22 protein-coding genes are annotated in these 23,568 nt (G+C 58.9%); 12 read left to right on the top strand and 10 right to left on the bottom strand.

Annotation, left to right across the window (positions count from 1 at the left end; translation table 11 throughout):
* Positions 1-48 precede the first annotated feature (48 nt).
* The gene (locus ACB042_RS17655; RefSeq protein ID WP_005354921.1) at positions 49-561 is read right to left on the bottom strand and encodes a mechanosensitive ion channel domain-containing protein; all 513 of its coding nucleotides are present in this window, start codon (positions 559-561) and stop codon (positions 49-51) included.
* Between the two features lie 13 nt (positions 562-574).
* Positions 575-1,540, bottom strand: coding sequence for a zinc transporter ZntB (zntB, locus tag ACB042_RS17650; protein ID WP_021231682.1), 966 nt, complete (start codon positions 1,538-1,540; stop codon positions 575-577).
* Between the two features lie 139 nt (positions 1,541-1,679).
* Here zntB and ACB042_RS17645 point away from each other — a divergent pair, with 139 nt between their 5' ends.
* Together ACB042_RS17645 and ACB042_RS17640 are read left to right on the top strand one after the other, a co-directional pair.
* A complete protein-coding gene (locus tag ACB042_RS17645; protein ID WP_064339342.1) occupies positions 1,680-2,129 on the top strand; it encodes a YaiI/YqxD family protein in 450 nt (149 codons plus the stop codon).
* 125 nt (positions 2,130-2,254) lie between these two features.
* Positions 2,255-2,755 (top strand): metal-dependent hydrolase, encoded by a 501-nt coding sequence (locus ACB042_RS17640; protein ID WP_139440972.1) that lies wholly within the window; start codon positions 2,255-2,257, stop codon positions 2,753-2,755.
* A gap of 64 nt (positions 2,756-2,819) precedes the next feature.
* Here the strand turns inward: ACB042_RS17640 and ACB042_RS17635 are convergent, their stop codons facing one another.
* Positions 2,820-4,025, bottom strand: coding sequence for a NupC/NupG family nucleoside CNT transporter (locus tag ACB042_RS17635; RefSeq protein WP_005363118.1), 1,206 nt, complete (start codon positions 4,023-4,025; stop codon positions 2,820-2,822).
* 542 nt (positions 4,026-4,567) lie between these two features.
* Between ACB042_RS17635 and dbpA the strand changes: the two genes are divergently transcribed.
* Both dbpA and ACB042_RS17625 read left to right on the top strand, forming a co-directional pair.
* Positions 4,568-5,947, top strand: a complete 1,380-nt coding sequence (gene dbpA, locus ACB042_RS17630; protein WP_005335919.1) for an ATP-dependent RNA helicase DbpA — start codon at positions 4,568-4,570, stop codon at positions 5,945-5,947.
* Between the two features lie 89 nt (positions 5,948-6,036).
* A complete protein-coding gene (locus tag ACB042_RS17625; RefSeq protein ID WP_058059358.1) occupies positions 6,037-6,327 on the top strand; it encodes a YkgJ family cysteine cluster protein in 291 nt (96 codons plus the stop codon).
* A 27-nt stretch (positions 6,328-6,354) separates the two neighbouring features.
* Here ACB042_RS17625 and ACB042_RS17620 read toward each other — a convergent pair whose 3' ends face one another.
* The gene (locus tag ACB042_RS17620; RefSeq protein WP_371178825.1) at positions 6,355-6,762 is read right to left on the bottom strand and encodes a hypothetical protein; all 408 of its coding nucleotides are present in this window, start codon (positions 6,760-6,762) and stop codon (positions 6,355-6,357) included.
* A gap of 268 nt (positions 6,763-7,030) precedes the next feature.
* Here ACB042_RS17620 and ACB042_RS17615 point away from each other — a divergent pair, with 268 nt between their 5' ends.
* Positions 7,031-8,425 (top strand): PepSY-associated TM helix domain-containing protein, encoded by a 1,395-nt coding sequence (locus ACB042_RS17615; RefSeq protein ID WP_371178824.1) that lies wholly within the window; start codon positions 7,031-7,033, stop codon positions 8,423-8,425.
* 70 nt (positions 8,426-8,495) lie between these two features.
* On the opposite strand, the gene ACB042_RS17610 is transcribed toward ACB042_RS17615, so the two are convergent.
* On the bottom strand, positions 8,496-8,711 hold the full coding sequence (locus ACB042_RS17610; protein WP_005363132.1) for a DUF6500 family protein: 216 nt from the start codon (positions 8,709-8,711) through the stop codon (positions 8,496-8,498).
* A 106-nt stretch (positions 8,712-8,817) separates the two neighbouring features.
* Positions 8,818-9,723 (bottom strand): 1,4-dihydroxy-2-naphthoate polyprenyltransferase, encoded by a 906-nt coding sequence (locus ACB042_RS17605; protein ID WP_162506408.1) that lies wholly within the window; start codon positions 9,721-9,723, stop codon positions 8,818-8,820.
* 208 nt (positions 9,724-9,931) lie between these two features.
* On the opposite strand from ACB042_RS17605, the gene ACB042_RS17600 reads away from it, so the two are divergent.
* The 7 genes from ACB042_RS17600 to ACB042_RS17570 all read left to right on the top strand — a co-directional run bounded on the left by ACB042_RS17600 (position 9,932) and on the right by ACB042_RS17570 (position 18,646).
* Positions 9,932-11,254 carry an isochorismate synthase MenF gene (locus tag ACB042_RS17600; RefSeq protein WP_371178823.1) on the top strand — a complete coding sequence of 441 codons (1,323 nt, stop codon included), beginning with the start codon at positions 9,932-9,934 and terminating at the stop codon, positions 11,252-11,254.
* A gap of 32 nt (positions 11,255-11,286) precedes the next feature.
* The gene (gene menD / locus ACB042_RS17595) at positions 11,287-13,044 is read left to right on the top strand and encodes a 2-succinyl-5-enolpyruvyl-6-hydroxy-3-cyclohexene-1-carboxylic-acid synthase (RefSeq protein WP_371178822.1); all 1,758 of its coding nucleotides are present in this window, start codon (positions 11,287-11,289) and stop codon (positions 13,042-13,044) included.
* Positions 13,004-13,801 (top strand): 2-succinyl-6-hydroxy-2,4-cyclohexadiene-1-carboxylate synthase, encoded by a 798-nt coding sequence (gene menH, locus ACB042_RS17590; RefSeq protein WP_371178821.1) that lies wholly within the window; start codon positions 13,004-13,006, stop codon positions 13,799-13,801. Before menD ends, menH begins: the two co-directional genes overlap by 41 nt.
* A gap of 122 nt (positions 13,802-13,923) precedes the next feature.
* Positions 13,924-14,784: a 1,4-dihydroxy-2-naphthoyl-CoA synthase gene (menB, locus tag ACB042_RS17585; RefSeq protein ID WP_193861047.1), complete on the top strand. Its 861-nt coding sequence runs from the start codon at positions 13,924-13,926 to the stop codon at positions 14,782-14,784.
* On the top strand, positions 14,784-15,713 hold the full coding sequence (gene menC, locus ACB042_RS17580) for an o-succinylbenzoate synthase (protein ID WP_371178820.1): 930 nt from the start codon (positions 14,784-14,786) through the stop codon (positions 15,711-15,713). Before menB ends, menC begins: the two co-directional genes overlap by 1 nt.
* On the top strand, positions 15,706-17,109 hold the full coding sequence (menE, locus tag ACB042_RS17575; protein WP_371178819.1) for an o-succinylbenzoate--CoA ligase: 1,404 nt from the start codon (positions 15,706-15,708) through the stop codon (positions 17,107-17,109). Before menC ends, menE begins: the two co-directional genes overlap by 8 nt.
* A gap of 301 nt (positions 17,110-17,410) precedes the next feature.
* Positions 17,411-18,646 carry a transcriptional regulator gene (locus tag ACB042_RS17570; protein ID WP_371178818.1) on the top strand — a complete coding sequence of 412 codons (1,236 nt, stop codon included), beginning with the start codon at positions 17,411-17,413 and terminating at the stop codon, positions 18,644-18,646.
* Positions 18,647-18,648: 2 nt separating this feature from the next.
* On the opposite strand, the gene ACB042_RS17565 is transcribed toward ACB042_RS17570, so the two are convergent.
* The 4 genes from ACB042_RS17565 to ACB042_RS17550 are packed head-to-tail and all read right to left on the bottom strand — an operon-like array spanning position 18,649 to position 23,522.
* Positions 18,649-19,200, bottom strand: a complete 552-nt coding sequence (locus tag ACB042_RS17565; RefSeq protein WP_139741655.1) for a fimbrial protein — start codon at positions 19,198-19,200, stop codon at positions 18,649-18,651.
* Positions 19,201-19,211: 11 nt separating this feature from the next.
* On the bottom strand, positions 19,212-20,240 hold the full coding sequence (locus tag ACB042_RS17560; RefSeq protein ID WP_139741654.1) for a fimbrial protein: 1,029 nt from the start codon (positions 20,238-20,240) through the stop codon (positions 19,212-19,214).
* A 5-nt stretch (positions 20,241-20,245) separates the two neighbouring features.
* Positions 20,246-20,977 (bottom strand): molecular chaperone, encoded by a 732-nt coding sequence (locus ACB042_RS17555; RefSeq protein WP_144713953.1) that lies wholly within the window; start codon positions 20,975-20,977, stop codon positions 20,246-20,248.
* Between the two features lie 10 nt (positions 20,978-20,987).
* On the bottom strand, positions 20,988-23,522 hold the full coding sequence (locus ACB042_RS17550) for a fimbria/pilus outer membrane usher protein (RefSeq protein ID WP_371178817.1): 2,535 nt from the start codon (positions 23,520-23,522) through the stop codon (positions 20,988-20,990).
* Positions 23,523-23,568: the final 46 nt, after the last annotated feature.

Here is a 23,568-nt window from a genome sequence, read left to right as displayed (position 1 = left end):
CACACTAAAAAGGCTCCCGAGGGAGCCTTTTGTTATTCCGGTTGCTTTCTATTCCGGTTGCAGCGGTTCCGCCACCTTGCCCTCCAGCTTCCTGACCGGCTTTTGCAGGATCAGGTTGGCCGGATAGGTGACCAGATCGCCGTTGTCATCACGCACCCGCACATAGAAGAGACCGATCTCGGTGATGACGCCGGTGACCGAATCATCCTTGTCGAGGATGCGGATCCGGTCGCCAATCTTGTAGGGGAAGGCAAAGAAGATGGTGATGCTGGCGGTGATGTTGGAGAGGATCGACCACTGGGCGACCATGGCGACCCCCAGTACCGCAAAGAAGGAGGAGGCGAGCACTACCAGTCGGGAGAAGTCGAGCCCCCACACCCCGGCCAGCACCAGCAAGGTGGCGCAACCGAGCAGGAAGTGGAATACATGGGCCACGTAGAGCACCCGGTTCTCGCTCACCTGCCTGCTCTGACCGAGCGCCAGCAGGCTCTTGTGAATCAGCCGCCGGATCAGGGTATGACCCAGCAACAGCAGCAGGGTCAGGCCAATTGATTGCCACATGGGTTATGCCTCCTTACCACCAGCGCCGATGTTTGAGCCAGATAGCCAGCCCGCTTGCCAGCGCCACCAGCGAACCACAGAAGACCCAGAAGGCGGTCGGATTCTCGGCCCCGGGGATACCACCGAGGTTGATGCCAAACAGACCGGTCAGGAAGCTGGCAGGCAAAAAGAGCAGCGCCATCACCGACATCTGGTAGGCGCGGCGGTTGGTTGCCTCCGCCATCAGATTGTTGATCTCGTCTGCCAGCACAGCGGTGCGCGCCACCCCGGCATCGAGGTCATCGAGCCAGCGCCGCAGCCGATCGGCGATATCGAGCAGACGGCGGCGATCATCCTCATCCAGCCAGCTGATCTTCTCGTTGGCAAGGCGCGCCACCAGATCCCGCTGCGGCGAGAGGTAGCGGCGGATCATGATGAGCTGCTTGCGGATCAGCGCCAAGCGGCCATTGGCGGGCATGTCACGCATCAGAACCATCTCCTCCAGATCGAGGATCTTGTCGTGCAGCTCCTCGACAAACTCCCCCGCCCGATCGGTCAGGGCATCGCAGATCTCCACCAGCCAGTCGGCGGGGGTATCGGCGCCGCCCCCCAGCTTGAGCTGGTTGAAGACATCCTGTTCTGAGAGCAGCGGACGACGACGGCTGCTGATGATGAGATCCGGGGTAATGAAGATGCGCAGCGCCACCATCTCTTCGGGCCTGTGATCCTTGTTGTGGTTGATGCCGCGCAGGATCAGCAGCACCGTCTCCCCCATCCGCACCAGCTTGGGACGATTGCTCTGGCCGAGCAGCGACTCCCTGGCCGCCTCGCTGAGCAAAGGGGTCTGCAACAGCCAGCGCGCCGAATCGGGATTGCCGTAATCCAGATGCAGCCAGCCGGGATGCGCCGCCGGGACTTCGCTTCCCGCCATCAGCGGCGCCATGCCACCCTTGCCATCCAGGGTCAGGGCATAAATCACTTCACCGGGCACCCGATCCATCTCGTCTCCTTCTCGTTTCATGTGCTGGCCCCAGCTTACACCAAAGGCGGGGCCGACTCAGCCCCGCGCCGGGAAGGGAGGCCTGTGTTAACATGGCCGCACTCGTTTTCCATCCGCTTTCACTACAGGAAACCATGCCATGCCCATCTGGGTTGATGCCGATGCCTGCCCCATTCCGGTCAAGGAGATCCTCTACCGCGCCGCCCACCGCGCCCAGATCGTCACCACCCTGGTGGCCAATCAGGGATTGCGGGTGCCCCCCTCGCCCTTCATCAAAACCCAGCAGGTGGAAAAGGGATTCGATGTGGCAGATCATGTCATCGCCCAGCAGGTTCAGCCCGGCGATCTGGTGATCACCGGCGATATCCCCCTCGCCTCCTGGGTGATCGATGCTGGCGGCGAAGCGCTCAATCCCCGCGGCGAGATCTACACCCGTGAGACCATCAAGGCGCGGCTCGGCATGCGCAACTTTATGGAAGAGCTGCGCTCGGCCGGCGTGCAGACCGGCGGCCCGGCCCCCTTCAATGCTGCCGACAAACAGCGCTTCGCCAACGCCCTCGACAAGTGGCTGGTCAAAGGCAAGCTGTAAAGAGACCCTAAAGGCGCCCTGCCTGGGCGCTTTTTCGCCGTAACATCCTGATTTTTAAAATAAGAGCTGACCACAACCGTCAGGCTGGTAAGATGCGCCGCCATCTTGTCCACGCCGTAATCATCATGACCGCCCAAGGGCACCTGCTCTTCTCCGTTACCTGCACCCTGATCGCCCATAAACTGCAGCTCACTCCGGCACTGGCCGATGCCAGCCTGTGGCAGACCATCCCTGCCGCGCTGGCCAGCGCCCTGTTGCCAGACCTCGACCACCCCAAATCAGTGCTGGGGCAGCGCCTGCCGTGGATCTCGAAACCTCTGTCGCGGCTGTTCGGCCATCGCGGCTTCACCCACAGTCTGCTGGCGGTCGCCGCCGCTGTCTGGGGGCTGAACCAGAGCCTGCCGCCGGACACCCTGCCCATGGGGGTCAAGGATGCACTTATCGTCGGCTACCTCAGCCATCTGCTGGGGGACTGGCTCACCCCGGCGGGCATTCCGCTCTTCTGGCCCATCAAGCGCCGTTACCGCCTGCCGGGCTGGCCGCTGCGCAGCGGCGGCGCCATCGAAACCGGCTTTTGCACCCTCACCCTGCTGGTTGCCGGCTGGTGGTGCGGCTGGCAGCTGTAAGCCAGAAACAAAAAAGCCCCTGACGAGGTCAGGGGCCCAAGCAGTGGTGCGAACCACTAGAGGATCAGATCATGATGCCTGCGATAACGGCAGAGAGCAGGCTGACCAGGGTAGAACCGTAGACCAGCTTCAGACCGAAGCGGGAAACCATGTTGCCCTTCTCTTCGTTCAGCGCTTTTACCGCACCGGCGATGATACCGATGGAGCTGAAGTTGGCGAAAGAGACCATAAAGATGGAGAGGATGCCGACGGTGCGCGGAGATAGCTCGGCAGCCACCTTGCCCAGATCCATCATCGCCACGAACTCGTTGGTCACCAGCTTGGTCGCCATGATGGAGCCGGCTTGCAGCGCTTCACCACTCGGGATACCCAGGATCCAGGCGATCGGGTAGAAGAGGTAGCCCATGACGAACTGGAAGTTCACGCCAAATGCCATCTCGAACAGGTAGTTGATGAGGGCGATCAGGGCGATGAAACCCACCAGCATGGCACCCACGATAACGGCAACAGTGAAACCGGCCATGATGTACTCACCCAGCATCTCGAAGAAGTTCTCTTTCTTCGGGGTGTGGTGCTCGTCACCTTCGGCAATGGCCTTGATGTCGGTCACGGAGTTATCCGGCTCGTAGGGGTTGATCAGAGAGAGCACCACGAAGGTACTGAACATGTTGAGCACCAGCGCGGCAACCACGTAGCGCGGCTCGATCAGCTGCATGTAAGCACCGACGATGGACATGGAGACGGTAGACATGGCAGTCGCCGCCAGGGTGTACATCTGCTTCTCGTTCAGGTGCGGCAGGATGTTCTTGAGGGCGATGAAGTTCTCGGACTGGCCGACGATCATCGAGCTGATGGCGTTGAAAGACTCCAGCTTGCCCATGCCGTTGATCTTGGCCAGCACGGTACCGATACCGCGGATCACCAGCGGCAGCAGGCGGATGTACTGCAGAATACCGATCAGCACGGAGATGAAGACGATGGGCATCAGCACCATCAGGAAGAAGGAGAAGGCCCCTTCGTTGACCAGACCACCGAACACGAAGTCGGTACCCTGTTTGGCAAACTCCATCAACTTGGTGAAGCCGGCCGCGAAGCCACCCACCACCGCCAGACCCACTTCGGAGTTCAGCATGAACCAGGCCAGCGCCAGTTCGACCACCAGCAGTTGGCCGATATAACGCAGTTTGATCTGTTTCCAGTTGTGGCGGTTCGCCAGCAGAGAGAGAGCGAGGACCATCACCAGTCCGAGCACAAAGTGAACGTATTCCATACCTGTAGCACCTGAGTAAATTGTAATTTTTGACCGGCGCCATCATAGACATTTGCACATTTAAAAATCAGATAGCCATCACAATCCCGCGCAATATTATGGAGGCAGGATAATACAAACGTTTTTAAATTAATTGTGCAATGAACTGATATTAATCGCGCAACACAGATAACGTAAATCCTTTTAAAACATCATGTTGAGTAGTGATGTCGCCGTTTTCATATTCTTTGAAAATATTTAATCAGCATTTTCGCAACATTCCTTGTGGCGCAGTAACTGCTCGCATAATATTTTCCAGTCATTATATTAAAATACTGAAAATAGAAAACGTTTATCCATGATAAATAATTAGATGAGTGTTTGAAAAATAGTCCTTATCGCATTGTCGGTGATCGTCCGCGATCGGTTTGGCAACAAATGAACCTTTCATGGCCCCTCGTGGCCAGCCGTTCAAAAATCCGCCACATCCGGTGCCACATTCTGGTATGATGCGCGGCCTTAGCGCTCGCGCATCCCCGTTTTCTCCGAAATAGAGTCCTTTTGTGAACAACAGCGAATTTAGCAGCCTCAATCTCTCCCCCGCCCTGCAAGAGAACCTCACCAGCCTGGGTTACCTGCAGATGACCCCGATCCAGGCCCAGAGCCTGCCCCTGGTGCTCGATGGCAAAGACCTGATCGCCAAGGCAAAAACAGGCAGCGGCAAGACTGCCGCCTTCGGCCTCGGCCTGCTGGCCAAGCTCAACGTCAACCGCCTCGAAGTGCAGGCGCTGGTACTCTGCCCGACCCGCGAACTGGCGGATCAGGTGGCTCAGGAGATCCGTCGTCTGGCGCGTGCCCTGCCCAACGTCAAGCTGGTGACCCTGTGCGGCGGCACCCCGACCGCACCGCAGTCCGCTACCCTGAGCTTTGGTGCCCACATCGCCGTCGGCACCCCGGGTCGTATTCTCAAGCATCTGGAGCAAGGCACGCTGGAGCTCTCCGGCCTCAAGACGCTGGTGCTGGATGAAGCGGATCGCATGCTGGACATGGGCTTTGGCGAAGATATCAACCGGGTCATCAGCTATGCCCCCCAGCAGCGCCAGACCCTGCTCTTCTCCGCGACCTATCCGGAAGGGATCGCCCAGATGAGCCGCGGCGTGCAGCGCAATCCGGTCGAGGTGAGCGTGGAGTCCCTGCACGAGGGGAGTGCCATCGAACAGAAGCTTTACGAAGTGCCTGCCGGTCAGCGCCTCGACGCCCTCACCTGGTTGCTGAGCCACTACCAGCCCAGCTCCTGCGTGGTGTTCTGCAACACCAAGCGCGCCTGTAACGACGTGGCCGACCACCTGGCCGCCAAGGGCTTCTCGGCGCTGGCGCTGAACGGCGATCTGGAACAGCGCGAGCGGGATCAGGTGCTGGTGCGTTTTGCCAACGGCAGCGCCACCATTCTGGTGGCCACCGACGTGGCGGCCCGTGGTCTCGACATCAAGGAGCTGGGCGCCGTCATCAACTACGAGCTGACCTACGATCCGGAAGTGCACGTGCATCGCATCGGCCGTACCGGTCGTGCCGGCCAGCAGGGTCTGGCCCTGAGCCTCTATCAGCCGAACGAAGCCCAGCGCGTCAACTTCATCGAAGAGTACCAGCAGGCCCCGATGCCGCTGGGTGATCTCGACAGCATCGGCCGCGACATCAAGCCGATCGCCCCGCAGATGGTGACCCTCTCCATCGATGCAGGCCGCAAGACCAAGGTGCGGGCCGGTGACATTCTGGGCGCCCTGACCGGTGAAGGCGGCATTGCCGGCGCCGACGTCGGCAAGATCCAGATCTCCGAGCAGTACTCCTACGTCGCCGTGAAGCGCAGCGTGGCGAGCGCCGCCCTCAAGCGGTTGCAGGAAGGCAAGATCAAGGGTCGCAGCTACCGCGCCCGCAAACTGGGCTAAGGTTTTTTGCAAGCCATTAGCCAGACCACAGGCGCCTGACAGGCGCCTGTTTCATATCTCCGATGCCGCCATGCGGCAAGACAGGCACCATGACCCAAGCAATCCAAACCGATGTGAGCTGCCAGAACTGTGAAGCCTGCTGCTGCCGCCTCGAAGTGATGCTCTTTACCGATACCGGCGTGCCGGACCGTTATGTACTGGAACGGGAAGGCGAGATACCGGTTATGCGCCGGCTGGACGATGGCTGGTGCGCCGCCCTCGACCGCAACACCATGATGTGCCGTATCTACGAGGTGCGACCGCTGATCTGCCGCGAATTCGAAATGGGTGAACCCGACTGCGTCGACGAACGGGACAAGTGGTTTATCAAGCTGGAGTAAAACCCACCCAAGCGGTGAGCGGGGTGGTCAAGCGCTCGCAGGTTCACAGGGAGTGATGTTGAGCTGCTCCCCCAGCCACTGGATGGCCGCTGCCTCCTGCTCGAAGTAACGTACCGCCCGAAAGGGTAATCCCTTGAAGACGTTATCCGCCAGATAGCGCTTGAAGCCCCCCACGAAGACCACCGCCAGAAACTGACAGCCACTCTCGGCACACCAGCCAAACTGGCGACGAAAACGGGCCAGCACCTCGGGCCCGGCCGCTTCAAACTCGGTCGCGACCTCGACAATCCCCCAGGGGCCATCCATCAATCCGGCTAGTTCGTGACGAAAGTGCGCCTCATAGGCCATGGCACCAGCCAGATTGAAGGGGCCACTCGGGCGGCAGATCAGCATCTGGCCCCTGCGCTCCATGTCAAATTGCCCATGTGGCTGCATGACTGCTCCCATTCCGTTACCACCACCATCGCCTGCAAATTGTTACCACAAGGTAATAATTTATAAGGAAAAGTCCAGCAGCAAACAGGCTTTTCCCAAAGCGTGCTCATCCTATCCAGCAAACCGTCGGCACCTCATGTTACCCACATCCCGCACGGAATCGATATCAAGATGTGCGATTGCAGTTAACGAAACGTTACTGCTATTATCCGCGCCGCCACAAACATTCCACCTGCCGAAAGGTTTGGCACCTCAACAAGGATGTGCAATGAAAAACAGGGACTCGAGTCATTACCAACGGATCTGGCGCTGGCACTTCTACGCCGGTCTCTTTGTCGCCCCTTTCCTGATCCTGCTGTCGCTGACCGGGATCGTCTATCTGTTCAAACCCCAGCTCGACAACCTGATGTACCCCGAGCTGATGAAGGTCGCCCCCGCCAGCCAGACCCTGAGTGCCGACCAGCTGCTGGCCAAGGCGATGATGACCATGCCCGATGCCAGCCTGCGTAAATATCTGCCGCCTGCCGCTCCCGACCAGAGCGCCCAGTTCATCGTCAATCAGGGGGATCGCGAGCTGACCCTGTTTATGGACCCCGCCAGCGGCGCCCTGCTCGGCACCATGGACAACAAGTGGAATCTGCAAGCGGTAGCTCGCTCCCTGCACGCCGACCTGCTGCTCGGCACCACGGGGGACCGGCTGATCGAGCTGGCTGCAGGCTGGGGTCTGGTACTGCTGCTGAGCGGCCTCTACCTCTGGTGGCCACGCAAGGGGCCCGGGGTGGGTGGCATTCTTTGGCCCAGAGTGAACCAGCGCGGACGCCTCTGGTGGCGGGATCTGCACGCCGTGGTCGGCTTCTGGGGAGCCGGTTTCCTGCTGCTGCTGCTGTTGAGCGGCATGACCTGGACCGGTTTCTGGGGCGATCAGTTCGCCGCGGTCTGGAACCGCTTCCCGGCCGCCATGTGGAACGAGGTGCCCAAATCGGCACCGCTGGCCCGAAGCCTGAATCAGGCCCACGAGCAGACGGTTCCCTGGGCGGTGGAGAACACCCCTATGCCCAGCTCGCGGCCGGTTGATGAGAGGCACGATCACGGTGCCATGAACCACGGCGAGCACGAGGGAGCGGTGATGGCCAGCCAGCGCATTGCGCTGCAACAGGTGGTCGAGATCGCCCATGAGCGGGGAGTCCAACCGGGTTACAGCATCACCCCGCCGGTCGGCGCCACCGGCGTCTACACCATCGCCCTGTTTGCCGACGATCCGCGCAACGACGCCACCCTGCATATCGATCAATACAGAGGCAAGGTACTGGCCGATGTGCGCTGGCAGGATTACGGCCCGGTCGCCAAAACGGTGGAGAGCGGCGTCATGCTGCACATGGGCAAGCTCTACGGCTGGCCCCATCAGCTCGCCATGCTGCTTATCTGCCTGATGGTGCTGGCCAGCGCCATGAGCGGCCTGTGGATCTGGTGGTGCCGCCGTCCGCAGGGCCGTCTCGCCGCGCCGCCGCTGCCTGCCAAACTCCCGCCGATGCGCGGTGCCATCGCCCTGCTGATCCTGCTGGGGATCGCCTTCCCGCTGGTGGGAGCCTCCATGATCGCCATCTGGCTGCTGGATACCCTGATTTTCTCCCGCCGCCCTCTCAGGGTGGCGCGCGCCAGCTAGTCGATAACATCATTAACCAGCAGAGAGGGCTCCCGCTTGGGCGCCCTCTCTGTTTCATGGCCGCCGACTATCACTCCTGCTCGACCAACAAGAGAATTTTCTTGGCCTTCTCGAAGTGATCGAGCTTGTGGGTCCGGATCCACCAGGTCGCCGCCTCCATCAACAACTCGGGATCGTCATTGCGATTGGCAAAAAAAGCATAAAAGGAGAGCCCGACCGTCTCCCCCTTCTGGGCGATTTTCTGCTGGCATACCTGAATGATTTTCTGTTTGAGTGATGCACGCATGGCAGTCTTCCTGTCTGACTGATTCAGTACCAACGCGTCGCATCGGCACACAAAAAGGGCTCCCGCCTCGGGAGCCCGTTTCACATAACAACAAGCCGGTCGTTCATCAGGAGAACGCCAACCCGATGGAGAGCAGCAGGCTGAACAGAAACGCGCTGATGGCGGTCTTCTTGAGGGCGCCGGTCAGCACCTCGCCATCGTAACTTTCGCGCAAGGTGCGGGCCGCATCGCTGAGAGGCTTCATGGCGGGCAGGAAGATCCACGGCCAGAAACTGGCGGGCTGGATCAGGATAAAGGCGATGGTCGCCAGCAGCGCTGCCCCCAGCAGTACCCAGTGATAGGCGATGGCGCGATTGCGGCCAAGGCGCACCGCCAGGGTGATCTTGCCGCTAGCGGCGTCGGTCTCAATGTCGCGCACATTGTTGATATTGAGCACGGCGGTGGCCAGCAGGCCACAGGCGGTGGCAGGCAATAGCAGATCCCACTCCAGCGTCTTGGTGAAGAGGTAGTAGGAGCCGAGCACCCCCAGCAGGCCGAAGAAGAGGAACACAGAGATATCGCCAAACCCGCGATAGCCGTAAGGAGTCTTGCCGACCGTGTAGGTCACCGCCGCGACAATGGCCGCACCACCCAGCACCACAAATGCCAAAATCTGCAGCCACTGACCGCCGAAGGCACAGCCCAGCAACAGCAGGCCACTGGCCACCGCCGCCAGCGCAGTCAGCCCCATCGCCACGCACATCTGCTTTTTGGTGATAAGGCCGGAGACCACTGCCCGCTGCGGGCCGATCCGCTCGCCGTTGTCGGCGCCGGAGACCGCATCGCCGTAGTCGTTGGCCAGATTGGAGAGGATCTGCAGCAGGATGGCGGTCAGCAGGGAGAGCGCCATGATGGTGCCATCGAAGGCACCACGACTGGCAGCCAGCCCCGAGCCCAGCAGGATGGAAGAGCAGGCGAGCGGCAATGTTCGCAAACGCGCCGCCAGCAACCAAACAGAGAAGGTATTTGTCATTTTGTGATGGCCAAACAATCGGATATTGATCGTGTTAAGGGTTATCGAACCGGATTTGGGTATACTTGGCCCCGGAGAGTGAAGCTCCCGCGGGCGATTTACATGGACGAATGGGCAGATAATATATAGGAAATCATCGCCCTTTGGCATAAACCTACGGCATCCAGCTACCGGATCGCTCGTTACTACCCGGCTCAGACAAGAATCCATGTTGGCTCAGACCCATATCAAGCAACAACTGGACGCCCTGCGTCACAGCAACGTCAGCGGCTTCGTACGGTTGCGAGTGGCGATCGAAATCCGCTCCTTTCTGGGCTGGCTCGCGGCGCAAACCCTCTATCCCCGCATCTACTGGCAGGCCCGTGGAGAGGCTCGTCCCGAGTATGTCGCGCTGGGCGCCATCCATGAACTGACCGAACCGCACGCCATCAAGCAGGTGTGCACTAATACAGCCAACCAGCATCATGACGACAGCCCTCGCTACTATGGCGGGCTGGCGTTCGATCCGGCCCAATCCGGCTGGCAAGGGTTTGGCCCCTGCCGTTTCGTGCTGCCCCGCATCGAGCTGGTGCGCCGTGGCGAGTGCGTCAGCCTCTGCCTCAACCTCTGGCTGGATGACGACAATCTCGAGGCCGAACTGCAGGCGGCCGAAGCCGCCCTCGATACCCTGCGCCCGGAAGCCCCGCTGCCCGCCCTGCAAAAGCAGCCCTGGCAGCGACAGGATTGCCCCGGCCCCGCCCAGTGGCAGAGGCTGGTGGAGCGCGTCACCGCCTCTGATTTTCAGGCCCACACCCCCAAGGTGGTGCTGTCGCGGGAGAGCGTGCTGACCAGTCCGAACCATGATGCGGATATCAATCCCTGGGCCATGCTCGACCAGTGGGCCCGCCACGCCCAGGACTGCTTCCACTTCGGTTTTCAATTCTCCCCCGAGCAGGCCTTTATCGCCTGCTCCCCCGAGCGGCTCTACCGCCGGGAAGATCGCCACCTCTTTACCGAGGCACTGGCGGGCACCATTCGCCGCTCCGGCGATGAAGAGGTGGATGCCCAACTGGCTGCCGAGCTGCTGGCCGACAGCAAGAACCAGCTGGAGAACCGGCTGGTACATGCCGACATCCTCAGCCGTCTGGCACCACTGACCCACGATGCCACCCTGACCGAGCCGCGCATTCTCAAACTGCGGCTGCTGCAACACCTCAAGTGCGATATCGAAGCCGAGCTCAAGCCCGGGGTCTGCGACTGGCAGCTGCTCGACGCCCTCCACCCGACTCCGGCGGTGGGCGGTGCCCCGCGCGAGGCGGCGCTCGCCTTTATCCGCGAGTTCGAGCCCTATGATCGGGGCTGGTACGCCGGAGCCTGCGGCATGCTGAGTCGGGAGACGTCCGAGTTCTCGGTCGCCATTCGCAGCGCCCGCATTCAGCCGGGCTGCGTCACCCTGTTTGCCGGTGCCGGCATTGTCGCCGGTTCCGAGCCTGTCGCCGAGTGGGCCGAACTCGACAACAAGATCGCCAATGTGCTCTCCCTGCTGGGATAGTCATTCACCCTTTTCACGCTACGAGAGCCCCTATGCCCACCCGTAAAGAGCCTGCCAGCGAAGAGTTTGCCTGCACACCGTTTTCGAGCCAGCACGCCACCTTCAACCACGTCTGGTCCTCCCTCTTGCTGGAGGAGCTCTTTCGCCTCGGGGTGCGCGACATCGCGCTGGCCCCCGGCTCCCGCTCTGCGCCGCTGACCATGGCCGCCGCGGCGCATCAGGGCTTTCGTCGTCACCTGCACTTTGACGAGCGCGGTCTCGGCTTTATGGCGCTGGGGCTGGCCAAGGGGAGCAACCGGCCGGTGGCGGTGATCATGACCTCGGGCACCGCGGTGGCCAACCTCTGGCCGGCGGTGGCTGAGGCCCAGCTCACCGGCGTGCCGCTGATTATTCTCTCCGCCGATCGCCCTCACGAGCTTATCGACAACGGAGCCAACCAGGCGATCGACCAGCAGGGGATCTTCGGCCGCTACCCCGTCTATCAGCAGAACCTGCCGAGCCCCACCGCCACCATCCCGGCCGCCTTCGTGCTGAGCTCGGTGGACCAAGCCTTGGCCAAGCAGGTGCTCACCCCCGGGGTGGTGCACTTCAACTGCATGTACCCCGAGCCCCTCTACCCGGGCGAGCACTATCAGGATTTCTCCGACTATCTGGCTCCCCTCGGTGACTGGCTCGGCTCGCACAAGCCCTGGAGCCCGTGGCAGCAAAACGAGCCGAGCTGCCCACCTCAGGCGGAGTGGGAAACCTTTCGCCAACAGCGCGGCATTATTGTCGCCGGCAGGATCACTGACCCCGAACAGGCACAGGTGGTCGCCGAACTGGCAGAGCAACTTGGCTGGCCGTTGCTGGCGGATCTGCAGAGCCAGATCCGCTTCGATTGCCGTAACCTCATCCACATGGATATGGCGCTCAACGACCCTGAATTCGTCGCCGAGCTCGGCCGCGCCGAGGTGCTGCTGCAATTTGGCGCGCGGCTTGTCTCCAAGCGGCTCGGCCAGTTCATCAAACACCATTCATGGCAAGATTACTGGTTGGTGGATCCGCAACCGGCGCGGCTCGATCCCGACTACCGGCTGCGCAACCGGCTGCTCTGCAATGCCAGCGCCTTCGCAGCGGCCCATCCGGTCACCACACAAGCCCCTTGGCACACATTGGCCGAGCTGCAACATAACGCCAGCCAGCAGATCGCCGCTGCCTGCGAGGGCTTCTCCGAGCTTGGGGTCTGCCATCGCCTCAATTCCCTTATCGAAGGGCAACTGTTTGTCGGCAACAGCATGCCAGCCCGACTGATGGATATGCTCGGCGAAACGGGCAAGGGGCCGAGCCGGGTGATGACCAACCGCGGCGCTTCCGGCATCGATGGCCTGATCGCCACCGCCTGCGGGTTTGCCCAATCGGTCGAGCAAGGCAGCGATGAGCCCACCACCCTGCTGCTTGGCGATCTTAGCGCCCTGCACGATCTCAATAGCCTCGCCCTGCTCAGCAAGGCGAGCCGACCGCTGGTGGTGATCCTGCTCAACAACGATGGCGGCAGCATCTTCCGTATGTTGCCGGTGCCCACCGAAGGGGAGCTGCTGGAGAGCTACTACCGACTGCCCCACGGTCTCAGCTTTGAACATGCCGCCGCCATGTTTGGCCTCGCCTATCGGGCACCGACCACCCTGCCCGAGTTCGAACGCGATTACCGCGCCGCCCTCCAACATGGCGTTACCTTGATCGAGATCCGGGTACCGAGCGAGCAGGTGGCCGATGATCTCAAGGCACTGGGGGCCGCCATCCGTGGCAAATAAATATGCCAATGTGCCGCTGGTGCTGCTGCACGGCCTGCTGGGGGATAGCGGCGACTGGCAACCGGTGATCGACCGGCTGCCCGCCATCCGATGCATCGCCCTCGACCTGCCGGGCCACGGTCAGCATAGCGCTCTCACCGTCAGCGACTTTGAGCAGAGCCACCAGTGGCTGGTCGCCGAGCTGGCCAGCCGCAACATTGAACGCTATCTGCTGGCGGGTTACTCGCTGGGTGGGCGACTGGCCCTCTATCACGCCAGCCGCGAGCCCGCCGGGCTACGGGGGCTGCTGCTGGAGAACTGCCACCCGGGGCTACCGGCCAGTGAACGGCCCGCCCGCATCCAGCACGATGAACAGTGGGCGCGGCGCTTCGAGCAGGAGCCCCTGGCTGACGTGCTGGCAGACTGGTACCGGCAAGGGGTGTTTGCCGATCTCGACGACGCGGCCCGGGCCCGCCAGATCGCCCGCCGCCTTGGCAACGACGGCCTGGGCATCGCCACCATGCTGCGCGCCACCTCGCTCGGCAAGCAACCGGATCTCGCCCCCTGGCTCATGGCGAGCCAGCTGCCGGTCACCTGGGTGAGTGGCAAGCGGGATCACAAATTCCATCAGCTGGCTTGCCAGCTGGCGAACCAAAATCGCAGAATCAACCACTTGGTGCTGGATGGCGGCCATAATCTGCACGCCCATCAGCCTGATAACTTTGCCCGACTCCTCGCGGAGTGGGTCAACCAACAAGAAGAGACGAGTCATGATTGAAGCAATGACGGAAGCTGAACTGTATGCACCTGTTCAACATGCCGGGATTGCTCAACTCTGTGTTCAACTCTGTGTTCAACTCGGTGCTCAACTGCACTCTCCCAGATCAGAAGGAAAAAACCATGATTGAAGCAATGACGGAAGCGGAACTGTACGCTCCGGTTGAGTGGCAGGATTGCTCCGCCGGTTACGAGGACATCCTCTATCACAAGTCCAACGATGGCATTGCCAAGATCACCATCAACCGTCCCCTGGTGCGCAACGCCTTCCGCCCCCGCACCGTCAAAGAGATGCTGCAGGCGCTGGCCGATGCCCGTTATGACGATCAGATCGGCACCATCATCCTGACCGGTTTTGGCGAGAAAGCCTTCTGCGCCGGCGGCGACCAGAAGATCCGTGGCGACTACGGTGGATACCGCGATGACGAGGGGACTCACCACCTCAACGTGCTCGACTTCCAGCGCGACATCCGCACCTGCCCGAAACCTGTGGTTGCCATGGTGGCCGGTTACGCAGTCGGTGGCGGACACGTGCTGCACATGATGTGTGACCTGACCATCGCCGCCGACAACGCCCAGTTTGGCCAGACCGGCCCGAAAGTCGGCTCCTTCGATGGCGGTTGGGGTGCTTCCTACATGGCTCGCATCGTCGGCCAGAAGAAGGCCCGCGAAATCTGGTTCCTCTGCCGCATGTACGATGCCCAGCAAGCCCTCGATATGGGTCTGGTCAACACCGTCGTGCCGCTGGCCGAACTGGAGCGTGAAACCGTGCGTTGGTGCCGCGAAATGCTGCAAAACAGCCCGATGGCGCTGCGCTGCCTGAAAGCCGCCCTCAACGCTGACTGTGATGGTCAGGCGGGCTTGCAGGAGCTGGCGGGCAATGCCACCATGCTGTTCTACATGACCGAAGAGGGTCAGGAAGGCCGCAACGCCTTCAACGAAAAGCGTCGCCCCGACTTCTCCAAATACAAGCGGAACCCCTGATGACACTCGCCCTGTATCGCTATCAACTGCCTTTTACCCAGCCACTGACCTTTCACGGCAAGGTGGAGGTGGCGCGAGAGGGGCTGTTGGTGCGCATCAACGACGGCTGGGGGGAAATCGCCCCCCTGCCCGGCTTCTCGAAAGAGAGCCTGCAACAGGCAGAGGCAGAAGCCCTCGCCACGCTGGCGGCCCTGGCCGCCGGCGATACCCCGAACCCCGTGCTGCCGTCGGTGCAATTTGGCCTCGACTGCGCGCGCCGGACATGGCCCGAGCAGCGCAACCCGCTGCCGGAGCCCTATCCCCTCATTCAAGGCTCCCCCCAGGAGCTGCTGCGCAACTGGAAAGAGTGGCTGCACCGCACGCCCGGCAAGGCCAAGCTGAAAGTGGCGCGCTACCCGATGCGTGACGAGCTGGCGCTGATCCGCCTGCTGTGCGACCGCCTTCCCTCCCTCAAGCTGGTGCTGGATGCCAACCAGGGCTGGACCCGCGAGGAGGCGTGGACCTTCTGTGGCCACCTCGACCCGAATCGCATCGAGTATCTGGAAGACCCTTGCGCCGACTTTGCCGACATCGCCTTTGTCGCCAACCGCACCGGCATGCCGGTGGCGCTGGACGAGCTGCTGGCACAAGGCAAGCCGTGGGAGCAGATCCCGCAACTGCGCGCGCTGGTGCTCAAGCCTACCCTGCTCGGTTCACTCGCCAACTGCGAAGCCCTGATCGCCCGCGCCCGCGAACTGCGGCTCAAGGTGATCATCTCCTCCTGCTTCGAATCGGATCTGGGCCTGAACCAGCTCTTTCATCTGGCAGGCGAGTGGGCGCCGGAACAGGCGCCGGGTCTGGATACCCGCCGCTGGATGGCAGGCAACCTGCTGGGGGAAGATGGCAAACCGGACCTGAGCCGACTGGAGCAACTGTATTACCGTGATTGAACCCACCCGTTCACCCGAACAGACACCTTGCCCGGTACGCCACCGGGCAATCACAGCCCCGAACCGCATTGCCATCCACGCCGCCTCGCCCTTCAGTTACCGCCAGCTCGATGCCCGCCTCAACAGCCTGTGCCAACAGCTGGAACAGGCCGACGTGCGCCGTGGCGATCATCTGGCAGCGGTGGTGCGCGGTGCGCTGGAAGATGTGCTGCTGGCGTGGGCCTGCGTGCGCAGCGGCGTGGTGTTCTGCCCGCTCAACCCCGCCTTTCCTCTCGAAAAGCAGCGCGAGCTGGCGGTACAACTCGATGCCGATGCCTTCTGGTCGGCAGGGGAGATCCCGGCAGGCAACTGGCAGCCCTTGCAGCTCGACTTCACGCGCGAACTGCCAGCAAGAGAGGAAGCGTGGCCGCTGGAATCGACCCAACTCAACAATATGATCCTCACCTCCGGCTCCAGCGGTACGCCGAAAGCGGTGGTGCACCGGCTCTGCAACCACCTTGCCTCGGCGCGCGGCTCTGCCACCCTCATTCCCCTCGATGAGAAGTCTGGCTGGCTGCTCTCCCTGCCACTGTTCCATGTGGGCGGCTACGCCATACTGTTTCGGGTCTTTCTGGCGGGCGCAACTCTGGTGCTGGATCAACGTGAACGCTCCCTCAAGGAGCGGCTGGAGTGCCAGCCCATCACTCACGTGTCTCTGGTGCCGACCCAACTCTGGCGCCTGCTGGCAGAGGGCTTTGATCCCGCCCTTACCCGCCTGCGCGAGCTGCTGCTCGGTGGCGCCGCCATCCCGCAGCCGCTGGTGAGCCGCCTCTGCGCGATGGGGCTCGAACCCAAGGTGAGTTATGGTCTCTCCGAGATGGGGAGCCAGGTCTGCACCGCTATCCCCGGTGATGCAGGCGTAGTTGGCAAACCGCTACCGGGGCGGGAAGTGTGCATCAGGAAGCAGGAGATCTGCGTGCGCGGCGCCACCCTGTTTGCCGGTTACTACCGAGATGGAGAGCTGGAACTGCCCCTCGATGGCGAAGGCTGGTTTCATACTCGCGACAAGGGGAGGTTCACTGCGGCAGGGGAGCTGCTGGTAGAGGGACGGCTCGATAACCTCTTCATCTCGGGTGGCGAAAACATCCAGCCCGAAACCATCGAGCAGCGACTGGTAGATCATCCCGCTGTCGCCCAGGCGCTGGTGGTGCCGGTGCCGAGCGACGAGTGGGGGCAACGCCCCGCCGCCTTTATCGACTGGCACGGCGAGCCAGTTCCCGACTCCGAACTGGCAGCCTGGATCCGCAGCACCCTGCCCGGCTTTATGGTGCCCGACCACTGGCTCCCCTGGCCCGATCTTGGCGGTAATCTCAAGCCACAGCGGAAACAATTTCAGAATATCATTAGGTCGCAATAATTATTCATGCGACAAAAACTGACACCACGGAGCCATCCAAATACACATATGGCTCAAAATAAAATGCTGGTGGTATCAAAATCCTCCTCCTCAGTCTGAATAAGTGAGAACGATTACATAAACGGCCTTTTTTTTGCACATTTTTTGAACCAAATTAATTGGCTGTAGTACCATACCCTCCACCATGCATTTAGTAGGAAAGCTAACCATATGATAATAAAAGAAATTGACGATTTATCATTATTTGAACAAAGACTGCGTGGTGGTAAAATGCTCTCCTTGGTAGTAAGACGAGTCACACATGAGTAACAGAATTTATAAGATTGCAGAGGATATCTTTTTCTCCGCTGCAATATTCCGAATCTCGAAAGGGGACAAGGACATCAAGCTCAGCAACAAGGAAGCCGAGCTACTCGAAATGCTGTGTGATGAGGCAGGCACTGTCATTCCAAGAAGCAAACTGCAGGATGCCTTGTGGCCAAATCAGGACAATACCGATACCAATTTGAACCGGCAGATACTCTCGTTGAGAAGAAAGCTGGAATCCTTCGGCTTAATGGATGCGATCGATACCATTCCACGGGTTGGCTATATGTTTAGTGCTCCGATTGAGCTCGCAGGGGAAAGTGAAGAACCAGCACCAGCGGAAGAAATTCAAGCACCGACGCCTTCCCCTGCACCTCAAGCCAGACGGCAATATACTCGCCGCAAATATGACCGATATTTCAGCCCAAAGCGTATTTTGCTGTTTGCATTGTTGCTGGTCTCGCTGACTTCACTAGCCCTCGTCATTTATAACTATGCGACAGCAAATACACTACGCACTATCAATTTAGGTCAGATTTCTCTCTATATGACCAGCGAGACGGAAAAAGCACTGAATGTGAAAATAGATTCGCTGACGCACTTGATAAAGCCTGTTTCACGTAAGGCTGATGAGCAGATTTCAATTCTGGTTGGAAAAGAAGCCATCAGCTATTTTTCCATCAACAATAGCAGCAGGAAATTATCCGAAAATATCTTCCTGTTGCGTAGCGGTCACCCGGTGGCCGAAGAAGTTCAATGCGTTATCACAACCATGAACCAGCAGGGAAATAATGTTTCCAACAACTATTACAATAATCAAGAAACCACAGTCAGATATCACAGAGATTGTCAGGCACCAGACAACTGGGTAGAAATGACCAGAAAGAGTAAATATATTGTGACCATGAACAGAGAAATAGTAGTGGCTACCGTGATAGCCACTGACAATCAGGGAAAGACGCTGTTCAATCTGGATTCTGTTGGGGATCTGGAGCGGGATAATGGCGATATTTCGGTCGAGATAAAAAATACTATTGTCAATTTCATTGACCAGCAGGCGCTGACCAATAACGCTATGGTCGCCACTCTGGTCGCGGCGCTAACTCCCCCCAAACAAAAAGCCAAGTTCATTCAATTGCCTGGAGGTATTTACCTTTCCAGTTATCTAGGTGGCGTCATCACCTGGCCCAGCCATGGCAATACAAAAGTCATCCAGCGCAATGACTTCTGAGTTTATTCATAAGCAACGATGAAATTGGCGACGGCAGAATAGTCGCCAGGCTGGATGTTTTTGGCGGTCAATGCAGCAGGATGTCCTTCAACCCTGGCAAAAAATTGAAGCTCATTATCTGCCGCACCACCTAGCAGATAGCCGCGGGAGGCACTACCCAAATTCAGAGGTGATTGAGCCACGTCATACAGGCGGATGCCTGCCCCCCTGGCAATCCCAGCCGTGAATGCCAATCCGCCGCTTAGTTCGGGATCCTGCGAGCCAGTAAAGGTCACCTTGGCCATGCGGAAAATACCCGGCTTGCAATTGGTCAGACGAATGGAGAACGGCACTAGCTCCGCAACTCCGTTGGCATAGAGTTCCTTCACATCAACTACCCCCATCGCGACCTCCTGATCAAGGGATTCAGGGGAAACCACACAGGGTTGGTCGATGATCCGGCCATGGAGATTGACTGTATTGCCCAGCAACTCCAGATCATCGCCAGCACGAGGGGCCGCCGTCACGGCCAGCACCGGGCAAAGCGCCAAACCTATCCACAATGTCCGCAACATATGACAACTCCTCACTGGAACTCGGCAACGATGGTGGCTGTCGCATAGAAATCGCCCGCCGGAATATCTGCACCTGTCGGGGTTACCGGTGCAGCGATAAAGCCCCAATCACCGATATTGCCCTGCATGGAAACCGGATAGAATTTGTTTAACTGCAACGGTGAACCATCCAGCTGCTTGAATTTTATTCCCAAATCGGGAATAACCTTGTTACCCGTATAGCTGTCACTGGTTGTTCTCAAATAATCCTGGCTGAATGAGGCTGGTCGTCCTGAGATACCAAGGTTTATTTTCAATGCATCACCTTCAAACGCGCCCCCCTTACATTGGAAAGTTAGTGGCACAGCTCTTTCAAAATTATTACCATCCAGTCCTGTTCCAGGTAAATCGCCAAACTCGACTTCGATAGTTTGCCCGCCATTGATTACACATTCTTCTGGTACATATAAAATTGCAGATGTAATCGTAATTCTAGACATTGGCAAACTATTAAAGTCTGTAGTTGTAGCCCCTAGACGACCATACATCTCTACAACTTGACGATCTGATATTTGCACACCATTAATTATTTGTTTTCTCACGCGAAAAGTTACCTTTCCACGGCTACCACTTTCGAAATTATTTATTCTTGTCTCTTTCCCTTTAGTACAAGAGTAATTTGGGAAATCGTTACTTTCATTCGGAAATGGGGCTGTAACAAATTTTTTCTTCCAACCGGCTATCCAAATTTCGACTTTCATATCCAAAAAGTCATTCAGTTTTACAAAACCATCACCAACTTGAGGCAAGCCATCCGTCATTGTTGCTTTATAGTACACTGGAGATTGCGGAATGCTTCTATCTGGGCAGGTAACGATACCTGAGTATTGCCCTCTCAAATTCCACTCAAATGCCTTGGTAGTAAAACCAGGTCTGTTTTGAATGTCAGCCTTGTCCAACGATATATAGTAATTATGGGTTGGGTTAGGCGTCACATAGCCATTTGCCAATGCCGTTCCTGCCAACAGCATAAGACTTGAACAGAAGATGGAACGTAGCATAAGGCTTACTCGCTCTTCACGGCTTTACAGGCATTGCCTGTGCACTGGTATTTGATATCCATATATCCGCCGTAGTCATTGACATAGCTGATCACAAATTCATTGCCCAGGGGTTCCGGGATAGTGACCGTCAGCTCTGACTTGGGAGAAACCATAAAGGCGGAGAAACCCTTGATAGTGCTCCGCTCCTTGCCCTGCGGATGACCTAGGCCCACGTAGGTGATGTAGTAAGGGGTCGGGTTGTTGACCTTGAGGGCTTTGCCCTGCTTGGTGATCAGCACCTGATCCTGCCAGACTGCCCCACGCTCGGGCAGAATGGCCTCGGGGCGGTAGAACAGCTTGATCTTGGACTGCACGGCAATCTGCATCACGTTGCTCTTCTCGCTCTTGGGCGGGATCTCGCGCAGGTTGAAGTAGTAGATGGACTCGCGATCCTTGGGCAAGCTGTCAACGGCCGGCACACTGGCAATGCGCACGATGGACTTCTGGTTGGCATCCACCCGCTGTACCGGCGGCAGCACCACGAAGGGAGAAGAGATTTTCTGGCCTTGGGCATCTTCAATCCAGGCCTGCGCCAGGTAGGGCAGCTTCTGGTTCTCGTTCTTGATGTTGAGGCTGATGGACTTTGCGCCGCCCGGATAAACGGCACGAGTACGATCCAGCACAATGGCGGCACTGACGTTGAGTGAGGTCATGCCAAGCGCAGCCAGACAGATATAAGAAAGCAGCTTTTTCATCGGTATCCCATTACTTGCAAGTGAGAGTCTTCATCGACAGATCGGTTACTTGTTGCGGTGCCACTATCTTGCACTGGCGGGCCCCGCCCCAGGAGAGTTCAAACGCTTCATTCGGTTTCACCCCGGTCAGATAGACCAGGCCATCTTCATCCACCACCGAGAGCACACGGCCGGAATCCTTGACGACGGTGGCACCAAACGGCGGCACTGAGCCATCGGGTAGTCTGACATTGGCCAGCAGCTTGAACCCTTCCGCAATTTCGAAAGCATTATACCCAATTGCGCCCTCGGTCAGGGTCCCCTGCTTGATGGCATTCATCGCATCGATGTCGTCGCTCAGCTGATCCACATCGACCCGGGTGTCGCTCTTGCGATAGTCGGTCATGTCGCTGATCACCGCGACGCCAAAGCGGTTGGTCACGGCGCGGCCATTGTTGAAAGAGATGCCGGAGGTATTGTCGGTATCCACCATCATACGGGTACCGCCACGACGAGTCGCCTGGTGCAGGGCTGCACCGTGCTGGGTCGCCGTCAGACCGCCACGCAGGCTGGCACCAACCGAGGTGTATTCGCTCTGCACGCTGTAGGCATTGAGACTGACCGCTCCGATGTCGCTGTTGTGGTTGTAGTAACCCCGCGCCACGGCGTGGCCATTGCTCTGCACGCCCGCCCCCAACTGATAGGTATCATCCGGTCGACTGTAGTCCTGATAGGTGGCCAGGTGAGTCACCTTGCCGTTGGAGGACTGTACGCTGTATCCCGCGCTCTTTCTGTCCCCTATTGGCACGCTGAGGGTCAACATGACGCTCTTGTCATCCTCGTAGTTCTCGGTCTTGGTCTTGTAGGCCGACACATAGACGGAAACATCCTTGAAGCTGCCGATGTTCACGTTCTTGTTGATAGTGAGGCCGTAGCGATCCTCTGCCTCGTGATCCCAGTAGGTTCGGTGGGTGTAGTCCAGATAAACAGTCAGCGCCTTGGCTGCATCCTCCGCCCAGAAGGTCTTGTTGGCGGTGATGGTGTAGAGCTCCTTGTCACCCCAGGTGTTGTAGTCATCATTCGAGGTCGTAGTGTTGTTCTCCAACCGATCCTTGTTATTGAGGAACTGCGACATGGTCATGAAGTCATGTTGGGAGAAGCGATAACCCGCGAAGGTGATCGAGCTGTTGTATTCATCAAACTGCTTGGCGTAGTTCACCCGTACCGACTGGCCAATCTTGGTCGACAGGCCCGGCAACTTGGCGATGGACTGGGTCAGGTCGGCGGAAATAGCGCCGAAGGTATAGAGATCACGACCGATACCCAATCCCATGGAGTTGTATTCACCCGCAATCAGGCTGCCGCCGTACAGCGACCAGGAGTTCGCCACCCCCCAAGAGAAATCACCGGTCACAAAGGCAGGGCCGTGCACATCGTGCACCGAATCCGTCTGTTCGGAAGGTGCACCAACCGCCAGGTTGTATCGGACATAGCCAGGGCGAGTCAGGTAGGGAACGGTTGCCGTGTCTACCTGGAACGAATTGACACTGCCATCTTGCTCCTCTACCCGCACATCAAGGCGGCCGCGCACCGAGCTGTCCAGCCCCTGGATGCGAAACGGGCCCGCCGGCACGTTGGTTTCATAGATGATCCGGCCGGACTGGGAAATAGTGACCTTGGCGTTGGTCTTGGCAATACCGCTCACTTCCGGCGCATAACCCTGCAGACTAGGCGGCAGCATGCGCTCGTCATTGGCCAGGTTGACGCCGGTATAGCGGAAACCATCGATTAACTGGGAGTTGAGCTGCTGCTCACCTACTGTCAGCTTGGCGGCCATGTTCGGCAGCGGACGATAGGCATAGATACGGTTCAGCTCGGTCGACGTCCGCTCATTATCACCCCAGTAAGAGCTGGCCTGATAGTCACCCCGCAGACGCCAGGCGCCGTAGTTGAACCCCAGCGTACCATAGCTGCTGATGTTGTGATTGGAGTAACCATCGCCTTCGTTGACCTGGGCATTGATGTTGTAATCCAGCATCATCCCCGGGATCCCTTCATCCCATTGCTCGGGCGGAATCCAGTTGGGATCGCTGTACTTCATCCACGCCTGAGGGATGGCAATGCGCAGCAAGCCGTTACCGATATCGTTCGAGATCACTACGCCGTCCAGCGCCAACAGGTTGGCACACTGACCATCGTGCCAAGTATCGATCTTGGCGATGGCCTCGTCGGTCAGCGCCAGCTTGGGGATCACGTCTTGCGGCAGGCAGGCTACCCCACCCTTTCCCTTGCCAGTATCGCTCTCGTAGAAAGGGATTTTCTGCAGGGGCAGCTTGTTCTTGTTGACCTCGATCTCGAGGTAGTAGTCGCCGGGCAGGATGTAGCCTTCGTCGGCAAACTGGGAGAGGTCGATCTTGGTCCGCTCATCCAGATCGAGCGCATCAATATTAAACTCCGTTTCTGCCCATGCGTGATTTGCCACCGCCATCAGGCCGGGCACGCATAGCATAAAAGCCATTTTTGAATAATGTTTTTTTCTCACAGAGTCTGATGTTGAAACGCTCATATTTTCACTCTAGGAATTGCATAAAGGTCTCACGTAATGAGGTATC

Origin of the sequence: Aeromonas sp. S13(2024) (genome assembly GCF_041402405.1) — a bacterium.
Lineage (GTDB): Bacteria > Pseudomonadota > Gammaproteobacteria > Enterobacterales > Aeromonadaceae > Aeromonas > Aeromonas veronii.
The sequence above is the reverse complement of the archived record's forward strand: the minus strand, read 5'-3'. Positions and strand labels throughout refer to the sequence as shown.